This window comes from Mesorhizobium sp. LMG 17147, assembly GCF_024297145.1.
Taxonomy (GTDB): Bacteria; Pseudomonadota; Alphaproteobacteria; order Rhizobiales; family Rhizobiaceae; genus Mesorhizobium.
Map to the genome: position 1 here is coordinate 12,548 of NZ_JANCTC010000020.1, position 23,763 is coordinate 36,310.

Annotated in this window: 16 protein-coding genes and 9 pseudogenes; 15 read left to right on the forward strand and 10 right to left on the reverse strand. The window is 60.9% G+C overall.

Annotated features, from left to right (window positions below):
- Nucleotides 1–35 precede the first annotated feature (35 nt).
- A pseudogene (locus NMG46_RS24955) lies at nt 36–1,290 on the reverse strand (IS256 family transposase).
- A gap of 132 nt (nt 1,291–1,422) precedes the next feature.
- Nucleotides 1,423–2,131: pseudogene (locus NMG46_RS24960) on the reverse strand (KUP/HAK/KT family potassium transporter); the annotation flags it as partial.
- Nucleotides 2,132–2,171: 40 nt separating this feature from the next.
- On the opposite strand from NMG46_RS24960, the gene NMG46_RS24965 reads away from it, so the two are divergent.
- From NMG46_RS24965 to NMG46_RS25010, 10 genes and pseudogenes are all read left to right on the forward strand, one after another.
- Nucleotides 2,172–3,176, forward strand: a complete 1,005-nt coding sequence (locus NMG46_RS24965; RefSeq protein ID WP_029354811.1) for a magnesium transporter CorA family protein — start codon at nt 2,172–2,174, stop codon at nt 3,174–3,176.
- Nucleotides 3,177–3,255: 79 nt separating this feature from the next.
- Nucleotides 3,256–3,507 (forward strand): DsbA family protein, encoded by a 252-nt coding sequence (locus NMG46_RS24970; protein ID WP_245492543.1) that lies wholly within the window; start codon nt 3,256–3,258, stop codon nt 3,505–3,507.
- 136 nt (nt 3,508–3,643) lie between these two features.
- Nucleotides 3,644–4,174 (forward strand): hypothetical protein, encoded by a 531-nt coding sequence (locus NMG46_RS24975; protein WP_236370649.1) that lies wholly within the window; start codon nt 3,644–3,646, stop codon nt 4,172–4,174.
- A pseudogene (locus NMG46_RS30035) lies at nt 4,138–4,605 on the forward strand (omptin family outer membrane protease). Before NMG46_RS24975 ends, NMG46_RS30035 begins: the two are co-directional and overlap by 37 nt.
- A gap of 1,305 nt (nt 4,606–5,910) precedes the next feature.
- Nucleotides 5,911–6,249 carry a helix-turn-helix transcriptional regulator gene (locus NMG46_RS24985; RefSeq protein ID WP_029354813.1) on the forward strand — a complete coding sequence of 113 codons (339 nt, stop codon included), beginning with the start codon at nt 5,911–5,913 and terminating at the stop codon, nt 6,247–6,249.
- Entirely contained in the window at nt 6,239–7,555 is a 1,317-nt protein-coding gene (locus NMG46_RS24990) for a type II toxin-antitoxin system HipA family toxin (protein WP_095521246.1), read from the forward strand. The genes NMG46_RS24985 and NMG46_RS24990 overlap by 11 nt, the downstream gene beginning before the upstream one ends.
- Before the next feature lie 237 nt (nt 7,556–7,792).
- Nucleotides 7,793–8,188: a transposase gene (locus NMG46_RS24995; RefSeq protein WP_164891872.1), complete on the forward strand. Its 396-nt coding sequence runs from the start codon at nt 7,793–7,795 to the stop codon at nt 8,186–8,188.
- Nucleotides 8,185–8,529, forward strand: a complete 345-nt coding sequence (gene tnpB, locus NMG46_RS25000; RefSeq protein WP_127284559.1) for an IS66 family insertion sequence element accessory protein TnpB — start codon at nt 8,185–8,187, stop codon at nt 8,527–8,529. Before NMG46_RS24995 ends, tnpB begins: the two co-directional genes overlap by 4 nt.
- Before the next feature lie 96 nt (nt 8,530–8,625).
- A protein-coding gene (locus tag NMG46_RS25005; RefSeq protein ID WP_245492544.1) for an IS66 family transposase occupies nt 8,626–10,208 on the forward strand; the annotation gives its coding sequence in 2 pieces (ribosomal slippage) (nt 8,626–9,502 and nt 9,502–10,208; 1,584 coding nt in all).
- A gap of 30 nt (nt 10,209–10,238) precedes the next feature.
- Nucleotides 10,239–10,514, forward strand: a complete 276-nt coding sequence (locus NMG46_RS25010; RefSeq protein WP_095521249.1) for a hypothetical protein — start codon at nt 10,239–10,241, stop codon at nt 10,512–10,514.
- A gap of 218 nt (nt 10,515–10,732) precedes the next feature.
- On the opposite strand, the gene NMG46_RS25015 is transcribed toward NMG46_RS25010, so the two are convergent.
- Entirely contained in the window at nt 10,733–11,335 is a 603-nt protein-coding gene (locus NMG46_RS25015; RefSeq protein WP_164892053.1) for a hypothetical protein, read from the reverse strand.
- 194 nt (nt 11,336–11,529) lie between these two features.
- Here NMG46_RS25015 and istA point away from each other — a divergent pair.
- The 3 genes and pseudogenes from istA (at nt 11,530) to NMG46_RS25030 (ending at nt 14,158) form a co-directional block, all read left to right on the forward strand.
- Nucleotides 11,530–13,085 (forward strand): annotated as a pseudogene (gene istA, locus NMG46_RS25020) (IS21 family transposase).
- Nucleotides 13,045–13,333, forward strand: a pseudogene (locus NMG46_RS25025) (ATP-binding protein); the annotation flags it as partial. The pseudogenes istA and NMG46_RS25025, both read left to right, overlap by 41 nt.
- Before the next feature lie 192 nt (nt 13,334–13,525).
- Nucleotides 13,526–14,158, forward strand: a complete 633-nt coding sequence (locus tag NMG46_RS25030; protein ID WP_127220041.1) for a hypothetical protein — start codon at nt 13,526–13,528, stop codon at nt 14,156–14,158.
- On the opposite strand, the gene NMG46_RS25035 is transcribed toward NMG46_RS25030, so the two are convergent.
- The 4 genes and pseudogenes from NMG46_RS25035 to NMG46_RS29785 all read right to left on the reverse strand — a co-directional run.
- Nucleotides 14,121–14,399, reverse strand: coding sequence for a tyrosine-type recombinase/integrase (locus NMG46_RS25035; protein ID WP_084831487.1), 279 nt, complete (start codon nt 14,397–14,399; stop codon nt 14,121–14,123). The two genes, NMG46_RS25030 and NMG46_RS25035, sit on opposite strands and share 38 nt — an antisense overlap.
- A pseudogene (locus tag NMG46_RS30040) lies at nt 14,335–14,568 on the reverse strand (site-specific integrase); the annotation flags it as partial. The pseudogene NMG46_RS30040 and the gene NMG46_RS25035, both read right to left, overlap by 65 nt.
- A gap of 52 nt (nt 14,569–14,620) precedes the next feature.
- Nucleotides 14,621–15,232, reverse strand: coding sequence for a hypothetical protein (locus tag NMG46_RS25040; protein WP_254820118.1), 612 nt, complete (start codon nt 15,230–15,232; stop codon nt 14,621–14,623).
- 294 nt (nt 15,233–15,526) lie between these two features.
- Nucleotides 15,527–16,114, reverse strand: a pseudogene (locus NMG46_RS29785) (transposase); the annotation flags it as partial.
- 389 nt (nt 16,115–16,503) lie between these two features.
- On the opposite strand from NMG46_RS29785, the pseudogene NMG46_RS30045 reads away from it, so the two are divergent.
- Both NMG46_RS30045 and NMG46_RS25050 read left to right on the forward strand, forming a co-directional pair.
- Nucleotides 16,504–16,674: pseudogene (locus NMG46_RS30045) on the forward strand (DUF6499 domain-containing protein); the annotation flags it as partial.
- 115 nt (nt 16,675–16,789) lie between these two features.
- Complete coding sequence (locus NMG46_RS25050; protein ID WP_236370644.1) at nt 16,790–17,305, forward strand: DUF2285 domain-containing protein; 516 nt, start codon at nt 16,790–16,792, stop codon at nt 17,303–17,305.
- A gap of 796 nt (nt 17,306–18,101) precedes the next feature.
- Here the strand turns inward: NMG46_RS25050 and NMG46_RS25055 are convergent.
- The 3 genes and pseudogenes from NMG46_RS25055 to NMG46_RS25065 form a co-directional block, all read right to left on the reverse strand.
- The gene (locus NMG46_RS25055; RefSeq protein ID WP_236370750.1) at nt 18,102–19,520 is read right to left on the reverse strand and encodes an NAD-dependent succinate-semialdehyde dehydrogenase; all 1,419 of its coding nucleotides are present in this window, start codon (nt 19,518–19,520) and stop codon (nt 18,102–18,104) included.
- Between the two features lie 464 nt (nt 19,521–19,984).
- Nucleotides 19,985–21,250 carry a M16 family metallopeptidase gene (locus tag NMG46_RS25060; RefSeq protein ID WP_368389321.1) on the reverse strand — a complete coding sequence of 422 codons (1,266 nt, stop codon included), beginning with the start codon at nt 21,248–21,250 and terminating at the stop codon, nt 19,985–19,987.
- Nucleotides 21,251–21,259: 9 nt separating this feature from the next.
- A pseudogene (locus NMG46_RS25065) lies at nt 21,260–22,564 on the reverse strand (M16 family metallopeptidase); the annotation flags it as partial.
- Nucleotides 22,565–23,763 lie beyond the last annotated feature (1,199 nt).

Consider the following 23,763-nt stretch of genomic DNA (forward strand, 5'->3'; position numbering starts at 1 on the left):
GGCGGAGCAGCCTCCGGCAAATTGAGGTTATCGGTTCATGCGGCGAGGTCAATCTGCTGATCGAGTGGCTTGGCGGGGAGCGTGTGCCATCCGTCGATTTTTCGCATCGAGATTTCGCCGGACGCAATCAACGCCCAGAACAACATTGCCGCGGTTTCGGCCGAAGGCAGCACGGTCTGGGTCTTGATGCGCCGCTTGAACTCTTCATGCAGACGCTCAATCGCGTTTGTAGTTCTGGTGCGCTTTTCCACTGGCTCGGCGGCAGGCGCGTGAAGGCGAAGAGGCGCTCACCGGCCTCCTCCAGGCTGTCGGCCACCGCCCGGCACTTGAGCCGCCATTTGCGCAGGAACGCCTTGCGGCGGCTCTCGATCTCCTCCGGCGTGGCCGCGTAGATCATGTCGGTGTAATCGGCGCTGATCTCCTTGTGCAGGCGCTCGGGAGCGTGGGCGAGCAGGTTGCGGTGCTTGTGAACCGTGCATCTTTGAACCGGCACCCCGTCCCACAGCCCAGCGATCGCCCCGTCCAAGCCGGGTGCGCCGTCGACGATGAGGAACTCAGGGCGGCGGAGGCCGCGTGCGACGAGATCGTCGAGGATCGCCCGCCAGGCCTCGGTCGTCTCGCCGCCCATGTTCTTGACCGCGAGCAGGATCTTGTGGCCGTCCGCGCGCACGCCGATGACAACGAGCAGCGGGATCGAGGTCGCCTTGCGGTCGAGCCTGACACGAACCACCGTCCCGTCGAGGATCAGGCGCACGATCGGGCTCGTCGGCCAGCGAGCGACCCTTCCAGGCGTCCCAGTCCGTCTTCACCTTGCGCCAGGTGCGGCTGACGACGTCCTTGCCGATCGCGCCGCCGAACAAGGCGGCAAGCGCACGACGGACGCGTCGCGTGTTCGTGCCCGCCAGGTAGCTCGACGCGATCAGTGCGTCGGCGGCCTTCGTGCGCCGCTGATAGGCGCGCAGAGCCTTGCTCCTCCATTCCACCGTCTTGTCCTCCTCGACATCGAGGCGCGCCCGCGTAACCGTGATCTCAGTGGTGCCGAAGGTCCCCGTCAGCGTGCGCGTCCGGCTGCCGTGGCGGTGGCCGGCGACACCGGTGGTCTCATCACTGGCGCGCCGCCGGCTGCCGGCCATAACGGGGACGGGCAAGCACCGCTTCCAACTCGGTCTCGAGCATCGTCTCGATGAAGCCGCGCACCCGCTCGCGCAGGCCAGCTTCGATCGGATCAAACCAGTTGTCGAAAAGATAGCTCGTCGCCTCATCCCCCGGATGAACGGCTTCGGCTTTCATGGTAGTCCTTGTCATGGCGTAGTCTCCTGTCCGGCACCGCAAGGCCGGATGATTCGAGGTTGACACCCCGGAGACTACGCCAACTCACAATTCCAACCACTCCCGCGACGGCACCTTGGCAGTCATCTGCTCGGCAACCAAATCGAGCGGGAATTCGCTCTTGCGGGACTTCTCGAAGAGGAGGCGGGTTCCGCGAACCCAAGTCATCACGACCACACGCCGGCGACAAGGATTGAGACCCAGCCGCCGTCGAGCACTTTCATGATGTTCGCCGAGAAGAAGCCGACATCGACCACCCCGAAGACGAGCGCAAGGCGAGCGCCGGGAGGAGCGTCCACCTCCAGATACGCCTCATCACGACGTGGAGCAGGATTGTCGTCACAACCATTTCGCCCGTGACCGATATGCCATAGGCTGACGGGAGGGCGCTGGACTCACCAAAGCCGATGACCGCAACATGACCGACCATGCGAGCAGCAGGTTGACGCGCGGCAGGTATATCTGCCCGAATTGCATTTCGGATGTATGCCGGATTTCGAAGCGCGGAAGCATGTTGAGCTGGACGGCCTGTCGCACAAGTGAATAAGCGCCGGAATCAAGACCTGGCTGGCGATCACAGTTGCCGCCGTAGCCATCACCACCATCGGCACCAACGTCCAGCCGTGGTCATCTCGAAGAATGGATGTCAGATCGTCCCGCCTCGGGAAAGAACGAACGCGCCCTGCCCGAAATTGTTAAGCAGCAGGCACGGAAATGCGATCGCCAGCCAAGCCAGCACAATCGGCCGGCGGCCAAAATGACCGAGATCAGTGTAGAGCGCTTCAGCCCCGGTTACGGAAAGGCTCCGCGGGCGGCATACTGCCTTGCCGAAGGGGCCATAAATGCTGCGCATCTACACGGGCCAGAACGGCCATCTGACAGCAATTGACGGCTTGCCGGAGGCCGAAGCTCTCGGTGCTCTCTGGCTCGACCTCCTCAACCCGACTGTTGAGGAAGTGAAGCTTGTTAAGGCGCATCTGGCCATTGATATCCCGACGCGCGACGAGATGGCGGAAATCGAGTTGTCGGACCGTCTTTATCATGAAGACGGCGCCGAGTTCATGACGATCACCGCGGTCGCGAATATCGAGGGCGAGGACCCTGTCAAAGCGCCGGTTACCTTCGTTATCAAGGGCCAGACGCTCGTCACTGTCCGCCACGCCGAACCGAAGCCGTTCTTGATCTATGCGGCGAAAGCACAGCGTACTAGCGGCCCTCCCTGCACGTCCGGCGAATTGGTGATGCTGGGTCTGATCGAAGCGATCATCGACCGCGCGGCCGACACGCTTGAGCGCATCGGCGACGAGATTGATGCACTCTCACGCGAAATTTTTCGCAACACGTCTCCGAGCGCCTCGAAGAAAACACGCAACCTTCAATCCCTTGTCGAGCGAATCGGCCGGAAGGGTGAGCTGCTGACGAAAATTCAGGAGAGTCTCGTGAGCATCGCGCGGCTCGTCGCCTACCATAGCGCGAGTGACTCGACCAGCTGGGCAGTCGCGTCGTCCGGTCGCAAGTTGCAGAAGGAAATCCGGCAACGTATCAAGCTCGTCCAGCGCGATGCCACGTTCCTCAGCGACCATGCGACCTTCCTGTCCAACAAGATCAACTTCCTGCTGGACGCGACGCTGGGTCTCATCAATCTGGAGCAGAACCAGATCATCAAGATTTTCTCGGTCGCTGCCGTCGTGTTTTTGCCGCCGACGCTGGTTGCCTCGATCTACGGCATGAACTTCGATGCCATGCCCGAGCTAAAATGGCTTCTGGGCTATCCTTTTGCGCTGGGTCTGATGGTGCTCTCCGCCGTGGTTCCGTATCTCTTTTTCAAGCGGCGCGGTTGGCTGTGAAAGGAAATAGGCTGGTTCGGGGCGCTTACTGAAAGTCCCACTTCCCGGAGCGGTCGCGCAGCTCAGCGAATTCGACATCTTGACTATCGCACGACACGTTGGCCTCGAGGTTGAGCAGCTCAAGCGGGACATGGAAGACCGCGCCATCGAAAACGTCCTCGAGCGCAATTGCGCGCTCGCCAAGGAGCTGTACATCAACGTCACGCCGGCGTTGGTTCTCGGCGACGAAGTGATTTCAGGTGTGCTCAAGATTCACACGCTGGAACGCTTCGTCGCCAAAGAGCGAGAAGAAGCTAAGCGTCGTGCCGGATCACCAACTTCGGCATTTTGACAGCGTGGCGGCCGGTGCGATCCCGTTCTCTGGCCACGAGTGCCGCCTCTCGCGTCGGGCCAAATCTCTTATATGGCCCGGCAACGCGGTAGTGGGCGGACCAAGCCGTTCTATGCAGCGCACCAGACAAAGGGCAATGACCAAAGCCGTCCCGGACATCGCATCGGAGTTCAACGTCTTTGCACCAATGCCCAGCAATGGTCGCCGCGACAAACAACGCCTGCAAACGGGCGCTGTGAGCCGCCGTCGTTCAACGAAAGATCACCAACGGAGGTCCCGAGGAGGCCCCATGAATCGCTGCACATCAGCATTTGCAATTCTTGCTTTCGGCACGTTCTGCACATCGTCGACCATCGCCATGGCGGCGCATTCGACCACCTATTCAGCGCCCGACAAGAGCGTCGTGTTTCTTGGTGGCGTTGGCTACACCTGGCTAAAGGGCAACGAGCTTTTCTACGACGAAGTGGGCAATCGTATCAGCAAATTGATCTGGGAAACCGGCGCGCCGGTTCTGACCACCGGGCTAAAGGCCGAGGTCTGGAAGAACTGGACCATCTCAGCCAACGGCGTATTGCCGGACAGGATTGGTCGGATCAGTCAATCCACCCCGACACCCGCCTTGACCGCTACATCAACCTTGACATGGCAGCAGGCCCAGACTTCGTGATCAACGATGCCACGGTTATCAACCTTCATGGTGGCTTCAAATACACCAACATGAAGTGGAAGGCCTATGGCGGTTCGTACATATAGAGTGGGGACCGCTTCGGCTTTCGCGAGGATCGCGGCAAGTTCCCGGACGGCGAACCGGTCATCGATTACGAACAGCGCTATTTCGGCCTGTTCCTTGGCGCGAAAGCGACCACGACGCTCGGGAACTTGACGCTCTCGGGTCTGCTCCGCAGCGGCTTCACCGTTGATGCAAGCGCTGTTGACCATCACTGGCTGCGCGAGGAGGGGCGCGGCCTGCGATTTGAGGACGACTTCTTCACGGTGCCGTTCATCTCGGCCGGCGCCAAGATCGATTATCAGATGACCGACCGCGCCAGCGTCTTCCTGGCCGGCAATGTCGACAAATATTTTCGCAACAAAGGCTAGAAAACGGCCTACAGCATCGCGACCGGCGAACAAGGAACCCACAAGGATAGCGCTGGCATGGACTTCTATGCCTTGACCCTGTCGGCCGGCTTCAAGCTGACGTTTTAAGCGCAGTCATTTCTGACGCTGAGCACGTAAGACCATGCGTGCATTAAGGACGCACAATGCCTCTGCGCGCAATCCATTCAATCGCGGATATCCAAGCGGCGCCGACGTCGGCCAGAATCTCAGGATTGTCCGGGCGGTCCGCCAGGCCTGGTATGGCCGGCGTGGAGGTGTTGTCCGCCGGTCATCCCGTCGATTTTAAGGTCCCGACGGCCGTCTGGCACCGGTGCGCGAGCCGCCAGAAAAGCGTGGCCTTCCGCGCGATCCCGAAGCCACAAACCGTGAGAACCCGTGCGACACCGCCGCATCACGTCGTGTCGTGCATCGATGCCAAGCGGCTCGGCGTTGAGCTCGCCGCACGCCAGAATAAACTTGGCGCTCCTCAAGATTGCAGAGTCAGGCTAGTGGGTTGCGTCCCGCGGCGTCGTCTCCCAGCGTCAACCGGATCGTCTCGGCAATCTCCTCATCGGGCGCGCCGGGACGCGGTTCATCGTAAAGGCTATCGAGCCGCTGTTCGGCAAAGCGCCGACGCAATGTGCCCACTGTGTTGGGCGTTGCACCAAGGCGTAAGGCAATTTCCTTGTTCTACATCCTCTCGCTGGCCAGCAGCACTATCCGCGCCCGTCGCGGCAGGCCTTGCGCCGTGCCTCGACGCCGGACCAGACCCTCCAGTTCACTCGGCTCTGCTGCGGAGCCAGCGCCTTGAGCAGCGGCCAACCTGGACTCGTCCCGTCCTCGAAAAGCAAATTGTTACGCAGATGCTTGTCCACCCTGACCCGAGCCATCCTCCTGCACGCTTTCGCCGTTGCGCGCGACGAAGACCGCAACGCTTCATCGCGCTTGGCGTAGCGGCACCAGGGACCGCCCATCGAATGACTCATGCGAGGCATCTCAAGGCTGTCCGCGGTCCAGCGCCAGATCTCCGCCTCGCCCGAGGCGCGCAGAGCTGGCCGGTTGTGCAGGAGCCGTAGGCAATATTCGCCGTCCTTGTTCGGATGGGTAACGCTTGCGTCTCCCGTCGCATTCTACCTCGCTTTCCGAACGTAGCCGTGATGCGAACTCTTGCTGCATATAAAGTCGAATCAGGGGGATTTGGATCATACGATACGGAGGCTTGACTTTGGCAGTCGCTCTGCGACGTTACCTATATAAAGGTCGAAATGAGGTGATATGGCTCATGGATAGGCCACGGAGACCCGGATGACGGCAACGCATAAACGCACCTATTCGCGCTACGCGATGGAAGCGCTTGGCCTTTTCGGTAAGACCATCCGGCTGGGCCGGATGCAGCACCGGTTAACCGCACAGGAGTTAGCCGAGAGAATCGGTGTTTCACGCAGCACCCTGCAGCGCATCGAGAAGGGCGATCCCAAAGTCGAAATCGGACTGATGTTCGAAGCTGCTGCCATTGTCGGTGTGAAGCTGTTCGATGCGGACGGCAAGGGCATCACAGCCCTCACAGGCCGCATGGACGATCGCATCGCGCTGCTGCCGAAGCACGTCTACAAGGCCGGCAAGCAGATCGTCGATGAGTTCTAAGGTCCCCAAGTACGACGAAGCCTATGTCTGGGTCTGGCTGCCGGGCGAGACCGCGCCGGTTGTCGCCGGGCGGCTATATGCCCATGACGGACTCGTCAGCTTCAACTATGGCAGGAGCTTTCGTGAACTGGGCAGCGCGATCCCGCTTTATCTCCCGGAACTGCCCCTGAAGGCAGGCGAATTGCCTTTGCTTCCTGGCCTAACCATGCCGGGATGCATCCGCGATGCTGCCCCCGATGCCTGGGGACGACGGGTTATCCTAAACCGCAAATTCGGTGTGAAGGGCGATGAAATCGCGCGGCTCGATATTTCAGAACTGACGTTCCTGCTGGAATCAGGCTCGGACCGCATCGGCGCGCTCGATTTTCAGTTTTCGCCCACGAATTACGAGCCGCGCGCACTGGCCAATGCCACTCTCGAAGAGCTTGTCCAATCGGCGGAGCGGGTAGAAAAAGGTATTCCGCTCACCCCCGAATTAGATCAGGCGCTGCATCACGGCAGCTCGATCGGCGGCGCAAGGCCAAAGGCGCTGATCGAGGACGACGCCATCAAGCATGTCGCGAAATTTTCCTCGTCTGCCGACCTTTACAGCGTCGTCAAAGGAGAATTCATAGCCATGCGGCTTGCCGCCTTGTGCGGCATCAGAGCGGCATCCGTCTCGCTTGTTCGCGCCGCAGGCAAGGACGTGTTGCTCGTCGAGCGATTCGACCGGATCAAGGTCACGGGCGGCTGGCAACGCAAATCCATGGTCTCAGCGCTGACGATGCTCGCGCTCGATGAGATGATGGCGCGTTACGCCAGCTACCAGGATTTGGCGGAGATCATTCGCCACCGATTCACCGCGCCGTCGGAAACTCTGCGCGAGTTGTTCAGCCGCATTGTCTTCAACATACTTTGCGGCAACACCGACGATCATGCCCGCAACCATGCGGCATTCTGGGACGGGGCTAAGCTCACCCTCACGCCTGCTTACGATATTTGTCCGCAGGCCCGCAGTGGCCAGGAGGCCAGCCAGGCCATGCTCATCAGCGGCAATAACCGCATGAGCCGGATCGCGTCCTGCCTTGAAGCCGCGCATCACTTCCTGCTCAGCGCGCCGGAAGCTCTTGCGATTGTTGAAGGCCAGCTCCGATGCATTGCGAAGAATTGGCCGCGTGTCAGCGAGGAAGCTACGCTATCCGGCACAGATCGCAATCTGTTCTGGGGCCGACAGTTCCTCAATCCCTACGCTTTTACGGCGCTGGAAGGGAGCGCCGACGTTCTCCGCGCTCTGGCTGACGAACTACGCAACAGTGTTCACGCCTGATCCGGCGCTGGATTTCGGACAAGCTCGGCAAGCGCAAGACGCCCACAATATGGACAATCCTTGCCGTGCCAGCACGAAGTCATGAACACACGGCTCTTCGACAGCGACAACGTGCACTGCGGAGAGATGTGGAGCTGACACCGCAAGAGCCCACAGACGGTATCCCCGCGGTCACGGCCGTCTTGCTGAGGTAGGCTGAAGGCTGCAAGTCCTAGTGCAAGCACTAGGAGTAGCCCTGTGACGAAGCATCAGATTGAAGTGATCACGTCGGTCGAGCGGCGCCGGCGCTGGTCTCGGGAGGATAAGGAGCGGCTGGTCGCGGCGACGTTTGAGCCTGGGGCTAGTGTTTCCGAGACCGCGCGATCGGCTGGCATTCATGTGAGCCAGCTTTTCCGGTGGCGCAAGGAACTCTGCCAGATCTCCGCGCCGTCCGTGCCGCAACTCGTTGCCGTGGAAGTCGTCGAGGCGCTGCCAGCGCCGCAATCGCCAGCGCAGCCACCGCCGATCTCCAGACCGCGCAAGAAGAGCAGCATGGTGTCGATCGAGCTTGGCGGCGCCCGCCGCCTGCGGGTCGAGAGTGATATCGATAGCGAGGCGCTCGGCCGGATCCTGGATGTGCTGGAGCGGCGATGATCTCGATCCCGAGCGGCGTTAAGGTGTGGCTCGCCACTGGCTATACCGATATGCGCAAGGGCTTCCCGGGCCTGTCGCTGATGGTGCAGGAGACATTGAAGCGCGATCCGCACACCGGTTACCTGTTCTGTTTCCGCGGGCGGCAGGGTGACTTGATCAAGGTGATCTGGCATGACGGCCAGGGTGCCTGCCTGTTCACGAAGAAGCTCGAGCGTGGCCGGTTCATCTGGCCATCGGCCGATGGCACGGTGGTGATCACGCCCGCGCAGCTCGGCTATTTGCTAGAAGGCATCGACTGGCGGATGCCGCAAAAAACCTGGCGTCCGAGCTCGGCGGGATGAGCAAAACCGCTGGCTTGGCGGGAGCGAATATGATTCCATCGCGCCATGACCGATGTGGCCGATCAGCTTCCCGGTGACCTTGCCAGTGCGCACGCGATGATCCTCGCCGAGCGTGCGGCCCGCCGTGAGGCGCAAGCGCTCGCCGCTCGCGCGCAAGCCTTGAACTCGCACTCCGATGTGCTGATCGCGCGGCTCAGGCTGGAGATAGAGAAGCTGAAGCGCGAGATCCATGGCAGCCGCTCCGAACGCAAGGCCAGGCTTCTCCAACAGATGGAATTGCAACTTGAGGAGTTGGAAGCCGACGCCAGCCAGGACGAATTGGCGGCGGAACTGACAGCGCGGTCATCGACAGTCCGAGCTTTCGAGCGCAAGCGCCCGTCGCGCAAGCCCTTTCCCGACCATCTGCCACGTGAGCGCGTGGTCATCGCCGCACCCCGGAACTGCCCGTGCTGCGGCTCGGGCAGGCTGGCCAAGCTTGGCGAGGACATTACCGAGACGCTGGAGGTGATCCCGCGCCAGTGGAAGGTGATCCAGACCGTGCGCGAGAAGTTCACCTGCCGTGAATGCGAGAAGATCTCGCAGCCGCCGGCGTCCTTCCATGTGACGCCGCGCGGCTTTGCCGGACCGAACCTTTTGGCGATGGTCCTGTTCGAGAAGTTCGCCCAGCATCAACCGCTGAACCGGCAGAGCGAGCGCTATGCCCGCGAGGGCGTCGACCTCAGCCTGTCGACGCTTGCGGACCAGGTCGGCGCTTGTGCCGTGGCGCTGAAGCCGGTGCACGCGCTAATCGAGGCGCATGTGCTTGCCGCTGATCGTCTCCATGCCGACGACACGACCGTGCCGATCCTGGCGAAGGGCAAGACCGATACAGGCCGCATCTGGACCTATGTCAGGGATGACCGGCCGTTCGGCGGGCAATCGCCACCGGCGGCGCTCTACTATGCTTCGCGCGATCGGCGGCAGGAGCATCCGAGCGTCATTTGAGGAACTTCACCGGCATTCTGCAGGCCGATGCCTATGGCAGTTACAATCCGCTGTTCAAGGTGGACCGCGATCCCAGTCCGCTGACCCAGGCGCTGTGCTGGGCGCATGCGCGCCGCAAGTTCTTCGTACTTGCCGACATCGCCGCCAATGCCAAGCGTGGCAAGAACGCCGCGCCGATCTCACCGATCGCGCTCGAGGCGGTCAAACGCATCGACGCCCTGTTTGGTATCGAGCGCGACATCAACGGACTCGTCTCCGACGAACGTCTGCAACGACGGCAGGAAAGCCGTCTTATCGCCACCGAACTTGAGGCCTGGATGCGGGCAGAGCGGGCAAGACTGTCGCGCAGCTCTCCGGTCGCCGAGCCAATCGACTATATGCTGAAGCGCTGGGAAGGATTCACGACCTTCCTCGGCGATGGCCGGATTTGCCTCACCAACAACGCGGCCGAACGCGCGCTGCGTGGTTTTGCTCTGGGCAGGAAAGCTTGGCTATTTGCAGGCTCCGATCGAGGTGCCGATCGGGCCGCCTTCATGGCGACGCTGATCAACACCGCCAAGCTCAACGGCATCGATCCGCAGGCATGGCTTGCCGACGTCCTCGCCTGCATCGCCGACACGCCGATCACGCAGATCGAGGACTTGCTCCCGTGGAATTGGAGCCTTCTGACGGCCGCAGCGGATAAGGCTGCCTGATCTGGGCCTACAAATAAACGAGGCCGTCAGATGAGATATCGCAACTCCGCTCTTTACACCCTCAAATATGTGGCCGAGATGCTCGAAGAAGACGAAGACTTTTTGCGCGATTGCTCGATCGAGATGTTCTCGGAAGACGGTTGCCTGAGCGCCTACGACGGCTATCCCGCATCCGAATTAAGCGAACCTATCGTTGTCTTCACCGAAGACGGCATCGACAACCTTCGGCATATCGTCGACGAGCGCAGGGCTGCGGGTCACGCACCGCCGAAACCTAGCGCAGAAAACCGTCGCCCGAAATCATAGTCACCGCGGCCCTGGCCGAATGGTTACCACAGACGCGCGACTTCCCACGATACAACTCCACATAACTGAGCGTCTACAAGCGCTGCAGGCAGCGTAACATCCCGCCATCATAGCGATGATTGTCTGATCTTTTGCCGATGACATCACGTCGGGGAAAGACTTGTTCGAGCGCTTGCCGCTTCATATCGATACCGGCCCGGGCGTAGCGCACGTTACGTTCAGCCCCGAGTGGCTAGCCATTGACTGATGGTGGCTATGTCAACACCCGCCTTGACAAGGTGGATGGCCGTCGTGTGCCGCAAAGAGCGGTGATGGATGCTTTTTTCCGCCAGGGTGGTTCCTTCCCCCGCAGCCATATCAACATGTTTGCGCAGCAAGTATCGAACACCGAACCGGGTCAGCGGTGTGCCGCGGTCGTTGAGAAAGCCCCTTTGCTCGGCGGGACAGGGCGATACCAGACGAAGGTCACAAATTCGAAGATTCAGGATTTCCTGAACTCGTGCATCCGTATTGAACATCAGCGAGAACAGTGCGTAATCCCGCTCCAGAAGGCGTGCGGCGGTCGATACGCGCCAGGACGCTCTTGATTTCGGGCTCTTCGAGATATTCGACAGGTGCCACCCGCGCGCCCTCTTGAAGGGAAGTGTCACCACCAGTTGCAGCGTATCCATATATTCGGGGTGCTCCGAGATCAGGAACCGCGCAAGGTATGCATCGCCGCCAGCCTTGCATTGCGGGTCGCAACTGCCACGCTCGACCTCAAGTGACGTGAGAAAGCTGCCGATCCTGTCGGTATTGATGTCGGAGACCGCTTCTTTCAAGAATATCTTCCCGCTCTCCGCGGCATGAGCCCGTGGCATGCTTCGGCCCAATGCTGTGGATTGACGTCAGGTAGTGCATTGATTTTTCGTGGAATGAGGACCCTGTTTAAGGGGTGCTTTTCGTCCAAACGGGACCCCTTAACGATGGGGTCATCAAGATGCCTCCGGCTTGATCAGAGGCATTTGTGTTTTGGATGTTGGTTTTGGAGACGATTGCAAAGATACGTCGGCTGTCGCTGGTCCAGGGGAAGTCGAGCAAGGCGAGCTGAAGATCTCGCGCAAGGTGGTGCGCAAGGTCTTGCGTTCTGAGGAGACGGAGTTCCGCTACGAGCGCAAGCACCAGCCCTATCCCCGCATGGGAGCCTGGCGTGAGACGCTGGACCGGCTGCTGTCGGCGAATGCGGCCAAGCCGCAGCGGGAGCGGCTGACGCTGATCCGTATTTTCGAGGAGCTTCGCGGCCTCGGCTATGACGGCAGCTACAGTTCGGGGTGGCGGCATGCTCAGAGCTGGGCGGCGGATCGCGGCAGCGCCGTGGCCGAGGGCTACATTCCGCTGAGTTTTGCACCTGGCGAGGCCTACCAGTTCGACTGGAGTCACCGAGATCGTCCTGCTCGACGGCGTGACGGTGACAGTGAAGGTCGCGCACATGCGGCTCTGCCACAGCCGCATGTTCTTCGTGAGGGCCTATCCGCGCGAGACGCAGGAGATGGTGTTCGACGCGCATGACCGGGCGTTCGCCTTCTTCCGTGGCGCCTGCACGCGCGGCATCTACGACAACATGAAGACGGCGGTGGACGCGATCTTCATCGGCAGGGATCGCCGCTACAACCGCCGCTTTGCGCAGATGTGCGGGCATTACCTTGTCGAGCCGGAGGCCTGCACACCGGCGGCCGGCTGGGAGAAGGGGCAAGTCGAGAACCAGGTCGGGCTGGTGCGCGAGCGCTTCTTCACACCGAGGCTGCGCTTCAAGACGTTGGAGGATCTCAACGGCTGGCTGGCCGACAAATGCGTTGCCTAATGCCAAGGCGCGTCGGCATCCCGAACAGGGTGAGCGCACGATCTGGGACGTACTCGAAGAAGAACGCGCCAGCTTCATTCCCTATGCCGGTCGCTTCGACGGCTACCATTGCATTCCCGCGTCGGTGTCGAAAACCTGCACGGTGCGCTTCGACAACAACAAATACTCGGTGCTGTCGAGTGCCGTCGGTCGGCCGGTCGAGATCCATGCTTATGCCGACCGCATCGTCATCCGCCAGGATGGCGCGGTCGTCGGCGAGCACGCACGCTCTTTCGGCCGCAACGAGGTCGTCTACGATCCCTGGCACTACGTGCCGGTGATGGCCCGCAAACCGAACGGCCTGCGCAACGGCGCGCCTTTCCGGGAATGGGTTCTGCCATCAGCCATGGAGAAGGTGCGCCGCAAGCTAGGGGCGGCCGATGACGGCGACCGGCAGATGGTGTCGATCCTCACCTGCGTTCTGACCGACGGATTGAGCGCGGTCGAGAGCGCCTGCCAGGAAGCGCTCGAGCATGGCGTCTGTTCGGCGGCGGTGATCCTCAACATCCTGGCCCGCAGCCGCGATCCGGCGCCGGGCACGATCCTTTCCATTCCCCAGGCGCTGACCCTAGCTCACGAGCCGGTCGCCGACTGCGCCAGCTATGACAGTCTCAGGAGGACAAACGGAAACGCACCGAGGTTCTGGAACTGATGGGGGCGCTGAAGCTCTACGGAATGCGCAGCGCCTATGACGAGATCATGGGCGTCGCCATCAAGCGACGGCACGAGCCGCCCAGGATTGTCGGTGATCTCTTGCAAGCCGAGATATCGGAGAAGCAGGCCCGCTCCATCAAATACCAGTTCGCCGTCGCCAAGTTGCCGCTGGCCAAGGACATCGACGACTTCGACTTCGCCGACACGCCGGTCACCGAACCCCTGATGCGCGATCTCGCCCGGCGGCGCCTTCGTCGCCGATCAGCGCAACATCGTCCTGGTCGGCCGCCTTCACGGGTCACCCAACTCGCGCGGAAGGTCGACCGCATTGCGACGGGCGCGTGTCGACTTCCCAACAATGTCAGACAGGAGACACAACGCTATCGGAGCGATCGCATTGTCCGAAACGATTTTCCCAGTTGGCACGACGATTGCGGTCCTATGCGCAAAAGCAAACTAGACCTGAGAGCCGCACCGCATGAATGTAGCCTCCCAATATCTCCCGTTTGTGGCGCACCACGAAGCCGGGCACGCGGTGGCCGCCATCGTTTTGAACCGTCAGATGTTCGACGACGACCGTAAACTCCCTGCTTTCTCAAGTGTTAGTATTTACCCCGACCCCGGTGACGGAGATTACCGTGGTGTTGTCGAAGGCGCGGGTTTTTATTCAGCGCAAGGATTCACCTCGAAGCGAAAGCCGATTTTCGAGGACGATATGGATCGATATTTGGAACGCGATTGTGCGATCCGGGAGATAGTTACGTGTCTGGCAGGTCCTTTTGCAGAATCCGCATTCGAAGGCTATCTGGACCCGTTCGATATGGCGATGAATGCGTCCGACGAGAATGAGGGGAGCAGCGACTACGCGGATGCCAAGCGAATCTATGGTGAGTTGCGGTTCCTGATGCCGCGCCGCCCCGATTGGGGGCGGATCGAAGATCGCACGGCCCGGCTAGTACTCGATCACAGGTCGGCCATCGAAGCATTGGCCGCGCATTTGCTGGTCAAGCATGATCTCCAATTCGATGAGGCTCTGATGATTGTTGCGCCGCATCTTCCGCCCATGCCAGCAGCTACGCCGCCAGAGCGTCCATTTCCGAAGCCTGCTTGATCAGCCATTCGATGTGATTTGACCACATCTGCAACACCTCGCGCTTCTCCTTGACGTAGGTATAGAGATTGTAGATTTCGCCTATGTCTGTCAGGGACGCTGCCTTGTGATTCAGTATGTGCTCGATGACGTGTGGCAATACCTGCCGCCTGCCGAGATTTGTCGCGAGCGTCCTGCGCAGATCGTGAAGGGTCCAGTTCTCCAAAGCCGTTGCCCCTCGCAGGGAAAACAAATGTGTCATTGGTCTTCGGTACCGACTGGGGGACCGACACCGCCAGTGTGGACAGCGGAATAAGCGTAGGCTCTTCGTTCTTCGTGCGGTCCGCCGATAGGTCCCATGTTCCGGCTTCAAGGTTGAGTTCAGACCAACGCATCGCGGCAACTTCCGTACGCCTCTGTCCGGTCAGCATGAGCAGCTTGACGATGGAGCCGAACGAATAGCCGATATCGCCCGGTTCGGGCTCACAGCCCGTCCATATAGCCGCCAGTTCGGCATCGTTCACCACTCGCTTGCGCTTGACGATCAGGGCCGGATTTTCCAATCCCTCGCGGGGAAACCGCGACGAGCCGTTGCGGCGGTTTGCGACACCGGATAGCCGCCAGTTCGGCATCGTTCACCACTCGCTTGCGCTTGACGATCGGGGCCGGATTTTCCAATTCCTCGCGGGGAAACCGCGATGAGCCGTTGCGGCGGTTTGCGACACCAGTTGAAAATGCCCGCATATACCAGAAGGCCGTGTTAGCCGCTTGCGGGTGACCCCCGGCGACGATCTTATTGGTGATGTTAGCAATGTCGGTGTCGGTCACATGGTGGATAGAGCGACTCCCGAGGGCAGGCACAAGATACCGGTTCAGGCTGGCCTCGACCAGTTCCCCAGGAATCCCATTCTGCCTTGCCGGTCTTTGCAAAGCCCGCTCCCTTGCATTCGCGCCGATCGGCCGACCCCGTTCGAGAAAGGGCGTGATATGGTCGGCGGCATGCAGAATCCGGGTGGCGCGGCTGGTCCGGTTGGACGCGGTCTGATCGAGGAAGCCAGCCGGAATGCCGGCGGCTCGTGCGGGAAGGGCGTTCATGAGACGGTCCTGTCGGGCGAGCGGTTTGGGGGCACGATCACCATAGTTGATCAGCTTCCCGAGTGGGGCATTCTCGTAAATGTCGCTTGCGGACATATGTTTGCTCTTTGTCCAGAAACAGAAAGGCCCGATGGGACGGCCGGCCCAGGGCGGTGTTTTGAGGGTCGTTACTTGGCGGCCTGGAGGTGATCGCCGTCGCCGTCCTCGGTATCGTCAGCGCTGATCTGCGCCTGATCGGCAAGGAAGGCTGGCAGTTCCGATGGAGCTATGCTGGAATTTGGGTGACGAGGCTGATCAAGCGGCGCTCTGCGGCTTCGTTTCGATGACCTCGATTCCGTCCAGGAACCTGGCACCTGCGATGAGTTTCGGCAACTGATTTTGTCCTTTCAATCGTCGCCACGTCCTGGCCGCGGCCATGACCAGCTTGAAGACCATCAGCTGGGCGGTTGTCGAGGATAGCGAGCCCTTGGTACGCACCGTGCGGTGGCGAACGGTCGCAAAGACGCTTTCGATGGGATTGGACCTTCGCAGATGATCCCAGTGTTCGGCGGGGAAATCGTAGAACGCCAGCGACGCATTCTGATCCTTCGTCAGGCAGTCGACCGCCTTAGCATACGCCTCGGCTTCCATCTCGATCGCCTGCGCAAGCAATTTGCGCGCGCCGCTGCGAAGTACATCCGTCAGGGTATCACCGATTTCGTCGGGCTGACGAAGGCGAACAATGTTGACAGTCTCGTTCATGGCGTATCGCTCTCCTTGAGAGGTTCTGGCAGGCTTCATCACCCGCCTCGATACGCCGCTCTCCTCAAACCGTCATCACCCAGTTTCCGCCATAGCTCCCCCCTGATTGGTCCGCTTCACCTGTGCAACTGCACAGGCTGCCATAGCGGGCAGATTGGCCTCCAATGGCGAAAACTTGCCGCAGGAGACCCTCCGATGACCGTGCCTATGGCGCCGCCGCTACGACAACTTGCCGACAAGCAGCGTGCGATCCACTGCCGCGCTACTGCGCCTTCAAGGGACGTCTGGATCGCGACGCAGGAGCCGATGACCGTTAAGGAATCAATTCCCTTGGCGTGCTCAGGTCGCGCTGGCCGTCGCTGTGCCCGTTCGACGGTCTGGTGGCAATTTGGGCACATCTTGTGTCGTCGCCAGTGCCAATGCCGCACGCTTCAACAAAAAGGTGCCTTCGACGTCTGCTGCCTTCGCCGGTGCTTTGCGAAGTGGCATAATGTTTCGACGCACGCAGGCGCGGGCAGGGGGTGTCAGTCATGAATCTCCTGACTGGCGCGGATCAGGCCGATTGGCGGGATGAAAGATCATACGACTACACCGCTGGCCTGACGCTGCGGGAGTGGGCTTGGGAGTTCTTACGCCGCAACCCGGCGTTCCAGCGCGATCTGACCGCTGCGCGCCAGCATTGCAAGACTTGGTCTCTCCGACCCTTTCTCGATATGGTCGCGTCGGCCGGCGACCTGTCACGCTGGGGTGTTCTGTTTCGCGGAGTCTTGTGGCCGCGCTTCGGTCGTATTCTGGTGTCCGCTCTGGTGCGTCCATGTGCTGCCGCTCATTGCGGAACGGTTGCCTGCCTCGTCGCCGACACCGCCGTTCGAACTCTCGGCATTGCCCTGTCGTGCAACCGTCCTGCAGGCGCCCGACAAGAGCCAGCATGTTCTTCTTCGCAATGCGGACCACGCGCTGCAGCTCGCCGTCTCGGGCGCGAATATCCTCCACCCTGTTTGCCTGCATACGCAAGCCATCTGGCCCGCGGTGCTTTTAAAGCATCGACTGAGGGGACTGGAGTGCCTCAATGCTCTCAGTCTAGGGCAACATTTGCCCCCCCGCTTGTTTGCGCCGGAAAAGCGCGGCGTCCGTTTGTCCTTCGTTCTTCGTGCGCTCGACGGTTCGCTCGCCGGAGCACCACATCGCGAGCTCGCCGAAGTTCTCATCGGTCAACGGCGCGTCCATGCCGACTGGGCGGATCCTCGCGATCATCTGCGCGACCGCATCCGTCGGGCCGTCTCGCGTGGCCGCGCGCTCATGAATGGTGGCTACAGAGATTTCCTAATTTGAAATGCGACAGTCCGCGCTGTGCGTCAGTGGATGAACGTTCGCTCGCAGCTGACCCGTCACCAACAGTTCGCCCGCCGACAGATCTGCATGGCGCCTTGCGGGTACGCTCTGGTCAGGCGTCGGCCGACGCCACAATGACATCGGTGAAGTTGCCAAGGCGGTGGTTCATTAGGGCCGGCCTCGACCTGAACCCACATCAGTGGTCGGAAAGCGGCGTGCACCGCAATGTCGCCATAGCAGCCAAGATCCTTTGAGTCCGGACCTGCAGTCCTGTTGGACCGGCGGGTGCAACAATATGGAGGGATTTGAGACCTCACACTGTCCCCTGGACCGACAGCTCGGTCAGACATCGCACTCACCGCTTGATTATGGAAATGGTGTGCCTGTAGTACAGCGGGTAGCGCTTGCTGCGCACTGTCCTAAGAATAGCAATCATGACCCGTCTGGGGATCTGCAACACGACGATCCAACCGCTTGGGCATTGTCGCATATCCCACAATGTAGAGTGCGCAACAGGGCAAAAGCTGATCCATCGGCGGTTTATCAATGCTTTTTGGCTTGGCACGGCACATGCAACGCAATCGGCAAAAGGCGCACGAACTGAGTGGCCCCATCGGCCCTAGGAGCGCTGACTTATGCCCTCCCAAGGCATGTCCGGCCCGGCAGCGAGCTCAGTCTCCTGCCGGGCATCCGTGTTTCAGGTCAACGGCGTTTGGAACTTCAAATTAGGTGGCGGCATTGACCGCAGGCCGCCCCCGGTGGGCGGCCGGTGGGCGGAGAGACAGTGCAGCAGGTTTCAAATCCCGCCCATGCAGAGATATTTCATTTCCAGATAGTCCTCGAGGCCATGGCGGGAACCCTCCCGCCCGATGCCGGATTGCTTCATGCCGCCAAACGGTGCCGCCTCCGAGGACATGCGTCCCGTGTTTATGCCAACCATGCCATATTCCAGAGCCTCTGCCACACGCCAGACCCGCTTCATGTTGGAGGCATAGAAGTATGCGGCGAGGCCGTAAATCGTGTCATTGGCCTCGCGCACGACCTGATCCGCATCGTTGAAGCGAATGATCGGCGCCAGCGGCCCGAATGTCTCCTCTTGCGCGACTGCCATGACGCTGGAAATCTCGGTGAGGACCGTGGGTTTGAAAAACGTGCCATTCTTGCCGATACGTTGGCCCCCGCATCGTATTGTGCCGCCTTTCGCAATGGCATCTGCGATGTGAGACTCTATCTTGGCCAGAGCATGCCTGTCGATGAGCGGTCCGATGTCCACTCCGGCATCGAATCCGTCGCCAACCGACAAGTGCCGGACTTTCTCCACGAATTTCTTGACGAACTCATCGTGAACGCTCGATTGGACGTAAATACGGTTCGCCGAAACGCAGGTCTGGCCGGCATTGCGAAACTTCGCCTGGATCGCACCGTCAACAGCAGCGTCGATGTCGGCATCATCGAAGATGATGAAAGGTGCGTTGCCGCCGAGCTCAAGGCTAACCTTCTTGATCTGGTCAGAGCACTGACGCATCAGCAGCCGCCCGACCTCGGTCGAACCGGTGAAGCTGATCTTGCGGATCTTGGAATTGGTGCAGAGTTCACGGCCGACGCGATCACCTTCGGACGCATAGATCAGGTTGACCACGCCATCGGGAAAGCCGGCCTGATGGGCAAGGGCGAACATTGCGCCAGCCACGAGCGGCGTCTGTTCAGCGGGCTTGAGCACGATCGTGCAGCCCGCAGCCAAGGCCGGCGAGATTTTGCGCGCCACCATGGAGGCCGGGAAATTCCATGGCGTGATCGTGCCAACAACGCCGATGGGCTGCTTGATCACTAGCATTCGGCGGTCTGTCGAGGGTGCCGAGATCGTCTCGCCATAGACGCGATTGGCCTCCTCGGCATACCATTGCAGATACGCCGCCGCATGCGATACCTCTGACATGGCTTCGGCAAGCGGCTTGCCCATTTCCGCAGTCAGAATCGCGGCGAGATCGCCTGCATGGTCGATGATCAGCTGATGCCATCGCCAAAGAACGTCGCTACGCTCTCGGGCAGTCAACGCGGCCCATCCCGACTGCGCAACATAGGCCTTGTCTACCGCAGCACGTGTCTCCTCCACGCCCATATCGGGAAGCTCTGCCAAAACTTCGCCGGTCGACGGATTGACGACCTCGAACGTCTTATTGCCAACCGGTCTGCCGAGTGCCGGCAGGCGGTCCATGGCTCCAAACAGGTGCGGGGATTTCAGACGGCGGATCATCGGCAGGCACAGGGGCAATACCGGATTCCTCCTCAACGCAGCGAACATCCAGGTCGACAGGCCGTCGGTGTGTATTCTGCACCAGCGGGTTCGTCCTAGGGCCTCGGCAAAGCAGCTGGTAGACCAAACATACGACAACAGTTCCGTTAGTTTGAGTGCCCGCGGTTCATCAGTTGATGGATTGAGCAGCCGGATGTTTGCTTCATCCACCCGCTGCCTGCTGGTGGCGTGCGAGTGTATTCTGCAAAAGGCGGCATACATGCTGAGGAGCGCCGTTTCGGCGAGAGGCCCGCCTGGACCGCCAATGCCGCGCAAGGCCCGCGAAACGACTCCGCGGGTCTGCATGATCTGCTTGGCCCACCGGCCTCCATATTCGCTCTTCCCACGAGAAGCCCCAAGGAAGAAGGAAGGCGAGATGAGTTTCTTTACTCATCCTTGCCGCCCAGCGGCGGGCCGACCACCAAAATGGCGGGCTCGGCCGAAAGCAGCTTCTTGGCCGCCGCCTTGACCTGTTTGAGCGTCACCCGACCGATGCTGCGGGCGCGACGCTGGTTGTAGTCGACGTCGGCCTTGTGAATCTGCAAATCCAGGAGCCGGTCTGCAATCGAGCTGGTCGAGCCCAGACGGTCAATGGCATAGGTGCCGATCAGGTGCTTCTTCGCCGCCTTGAGCTCGGCCCCGGTCGGTCCTTGCTGCGCCATCTGCTTTACCACATCTCGCACGATGCTCAGCGTTTGGGCGGCGCAGTCCGAGCGTGTCTCTGTCGTAACCAGAAGCTTGTCAAGGGTCAGTTCAGAGCTGACGTGATAGGCAAGGCCGCGTTTTTCGCGCACCTCCTCGAAAAGGCGGGAAGTCATGCCCGAGCCGCCGAGGATGTCATTCATCAGCACGGTGGCGAAGTGATCCGGCGCGCTACGCTTCACGCCAGGCCAGGCCAATCGCAGCGAAGTCTGCGGCAGGTCGCAGTTCTCCTCCACCAGTTGGCCGAGCTTCGGTACGACATCGGCGACGGGGGCGAGGGTTTGTTGCTCAGGCAAGTCACCAAACAGCTGGTCGAGCCTTTCCCTCAGCGTGTTTGCATCAATGTCACCGACCACGGCAATATGGAGCCCGTCGGGAGCGAAAATCGCCTTGTGGAAGGCGAGGAGGTCGGACGGCGTGATGCCGGCCAGGCTCTCTTTTGTGCCTTCTCCCGGCCTCGAAAAAGGATGCGTGCCATAGATCGCGCGCAGCCATTTGCGCTGAGCGATTGCGTCAGGGTCGCGCTCGCTGCCGACGATGTCGGAGACAATCTCGGCGCGGACGCGATCGATCGGCCCCTGGTCGAAGCGCGGCGCGTTGAGTGCGAGCCGAAGCAGGCCGAACGCGGCGTCCTGCTGTTTGGGAAGCATGCACACCGATCCGCAGATGTAGTGTCTTTGCGCCTCCAAACCCATCTCGGCGCCGGCATCGTCGAGCTTCATCTGGAAGGCATCGCTGTCGTAATTACCGGCGCCTTCGATGAACAGGCCGGCCATCAGATTGGCCATCCCCTCCTTCCCGACCGGGTCCTGCCTGATGCCGCCGTTGAAGGCAAAGCCGATGTTGACGATTTCCACTGTGTGGTCCTCCACCAGCCAGGCGATCATGCCCTTTTCGGACTTCACCTCCTGGATGTTCATCGCAGCATGGGGCTGAGCGCCGAGCGTCATCTCTTCATTCTCCGTCTTGGGCAAGAGATAGCCCGTGGTCGAACGGTCGAACGCGAGATAGCGGGCGGCAACTGCTTTGATTTGCGCGGCGGTAACCCTGCGGATGCGAGACGGCCGTTCCTCGACATCTTTCACGGTGCCGCCGGTGGCCAGCGTCGAGCCGTATATGCAGGCGAGGTCGTCCTGGTCGTCTTCGGCAAAGATCATATCGCGCACAAAGCGCTCCTTGGCCTTGCCCAGTTCCTCGCTGCTGACACCATCCTTGGCAATGCGAGCGACTTCGGCAGCGGCCGCCGCTTCGAGATCGGCCAGCTTGGCATCGCCGCGCGGCGCGCCATAGATGGCGAACCTGGTGTCGTCGAGCATGGTGCCCTGGAAATAGGCGCAGGCGCTGGAAGCGATACCTTGCTGGACAGCGAGCGCCTGGTAGAGCCGGCTGCGGTTACCGCCGCCGAGGATTTCGGACAGCAGGTCGAGCGCTTCGGCCTCGCCCGGCTTGGCGGTATGGTAAGACGGCACCACCCACTGCGTCGAAAAACTGGGCACGCTGACGCGGGCGTCGGAGAGCGTGACGGTGCGCCTGGTGTTCTGCTCGGGCTCAACCGGCCGGATGCGCGGCGGCAGGTCGGGCCCGCGCGCCACCTTGCCATAGGTCTTCTCGGCCAGCACCTTCACCGTCTCCGGCTCGACATCGCCGGCCACGATCAGCACGGAGTTGTTGGGCCAGTAGTATTTTTCATAGAAGGCGGTGGCGTCGACGCGGTTCAGCTGCTCGATCTCCTGCATCCAGCCGATGATCGGGATGCGATAGGGCTGGTTCTGCCACAGCGTCGCGTCGATCTCCTCATGGAGCACGTCCTGCGGGTTGGTGTCGGTGCTTGAGCGGCGCTCCTCGATGACCACGTCGCGCTCGGTCTTGACGACATCGTCGGTGAGGATGAGGTTTCGCATTCGGTCGGCCTCGAAGCTCATCATCAGCTCGAGCGCCGACGGCGCCACTGTCTGATAGAAGGCGGTGTAGTCGGAGGAGGTGAAGGCATTTTGCGAGCCGCCGATCTCGAACACTGCGCCGTCGAATTCGCCGGCCGCATGGTTGGTCGTCGCCTTGAACATCAGATGCTCGAAAAAATGGGCAATGCCGGATTTGCCCGGCGGCTCGTCGGCGCTGCCGATCTTGTACCACACCATGTGGCTGACGATCGGCGCCCGGTGGTTGGGAATGACGACCACCTCCATGCCGTTGTCGAGCACGAAATCCGTCGCCTTGCCGTCCTCCCATGCGACGGGGACCGGAGCCGTCCTCGCGCCGCCCAACTCGGTCGCAACGGACGTCCTGCGAAGCCCGTGAGTGCGGGGCTTGCTTGGTAGTTCTGATAGGGAGAGTGGGATTATGGGCTGGGTTCCTGGCAAAGTGATTTGTTCCTCATTTTGAAGGCTCTATGTCTCCCGACGCCTATTGGGAGAAAGTGGATCGGCACGCGACGCCGAGCCAGATGAGCCGTCAGCGTGTTGCCGGGCCTGACGCGGGCCTCATCTTTGGATGCGTCCGGGGAACGTTCGGGAGTATTTTGGTGGGGCCATGGGAAGTCTGCTCGTTATCCATTGGGTGTTTGCGGATACCTGAGCATGCGCCGTGCCAAGTAAGAAAGCCCCGATTTGCAAGGTTTGATCCAACCTTGATACTTGCGATATCCGACATTGTCGGGCATCCGACAGAAAGCGCCTTTCGCCGGCGCGCCGGCTACGGCGCTCGCCTCCTCCGGCGTGACGACGATCCTTTGGCGGGCGCCGCGCACACCGATCTGCCCGCCTATCAGCACCGCGACATCGAAGGACAACGCGATCGTGAATGATGGGTCTTACGCAAACATGCAGCAGTGCCACCGCCATCAGGACTTCATCCGCCCCTCAAAGCCCCGAGCGCGAGGGGACGACGTGTAAGGCAACATGTCATCCTCGACAATGATGCCGCGCATAAAGAGGTAAGGTCCCTCGTCGTACCGGCGAGCCCCTTCGCTGGGTTCGCCGAGGGTCTGGTTTGCGAACGTCGACCGACAGCATCACGCATGGGCGGCCGGATCGATAGACAAGCATTGACCGTGCCACCAGCGCATTGAGGGCAGCGCAGAGTCCAATTGGCCTGTGCCAGCCGGTATGTTGGAGCTTCAAGTGTGGCCAGCCAAGCGGGCTGAGGCCATGGAACTCCTGATATCCTGGACAGTCCAGATTGCAACGCACGACGCCTTTGGTCATCGCCCGAACGTTCATTGACGCTCAGCGAAGCTTGCGTCATCCGGACGATCTGGGAAAAGCTTGGCCGGGCCGGCGCCTTCCCAGGCGCACGGGACGCGCGACGACCCATGTGGACCTTGGATTTCACTCCGCACCTACGCTGCTTTGGCCTTGTCAGCAGCCTGGGCGGCATAGCTGAGTCCCGCCCTTGCTCAATCTGCCAAACCATCTCGCTCACAAGCGATCGGGTGGTTTGTGCCGTCTGAACGCGCATTGTCAAC

What these genes read in the sequence shown, in the direction of transcription:
- NMG46_RS24985 (WP_029354813.1), top strand. Translation starts at nt 5,911, where the DNA reads ATGACGGCAACGCATAAACGCACCTATTCGCGCTACGCGATGGAAGCG.
- NMG46_RS25040 (WP_254820118.1), bottom strand. Translation starts at nt 15,232, where the DNA reads ATGAACGCCCTTCCCGCACGAGCCGCCGGCATTCCGGCTGGCTTCCTC.
- NMG46_RS24975 (WP_236370649.1), top strand. Translation starts at nt 3,644, where the DNA reads ATGACCAAAGCCGTCCCGGACATCGCATCGGAGTTCAACGTCTTTGCA.
- NMG46_RS25030 (WP_127220041.1), top strand. Translation starts at nt 13,526, where the DNA reads ATGAATGTAGCCTCCCAATATCTCCCGTTTGTGGCGCACCACGAAGCC.
- NMG46_RS25035 (WP_084831487.1), bottom strand. Translation starts at nt 14,399, where the DNA reads ATGACACATTTGTTTTCCCTGCGAGGGGCAACGGCTTTGGAGAACTGG.
- tnpB (WP_127284559.1), top strand. Translation starts at nt 8,185, where the DNA reads ATGATCTCGATCCCGAGCGGCGTTAAGGTGTGGCTCGCCACTGGCTAT.
- NMG46_RS24965 (WP_029354811.1), top strand. Translation starts at nt 2,172, where the DNA reads ATGCTGCGCATCTACACGGGCCAGAACGGCCATCTGACAGCAATTGAC.
- NMG46_RS24990 (WP_095521246.1), top strand. Translation starts at nt 6,239, where the DNA reads ATGAGTTCTAAGGTCCCCAAGTACGACGAAGCCTATGTCTGGGTCTGG.
- NMG46_RS25010 (WP_095521249.1), top strand. Translation starts at nt 10,239, where the DNA reads ATGAGATATCGCAACTCCGCTCTTTACACCCTCAAATATGTGGCCGAG.
- NMG46_RS25055 (WP_236370750.1), bottom strand. Translation starts at nt 19,520, where the DNA reads ATGGACCGCCTGCCGGCACTCGGCAGACCGGTTGGCAATAAGACGTTC.
- NMG46_RS25060 (WP_368389321.1), bottom strand. Translation starts at nt 21,250, where the DNA reads ATGACGCTCGGCGCTCAGCCCCATGCTGCGATGAACATCCAGGAGGTG.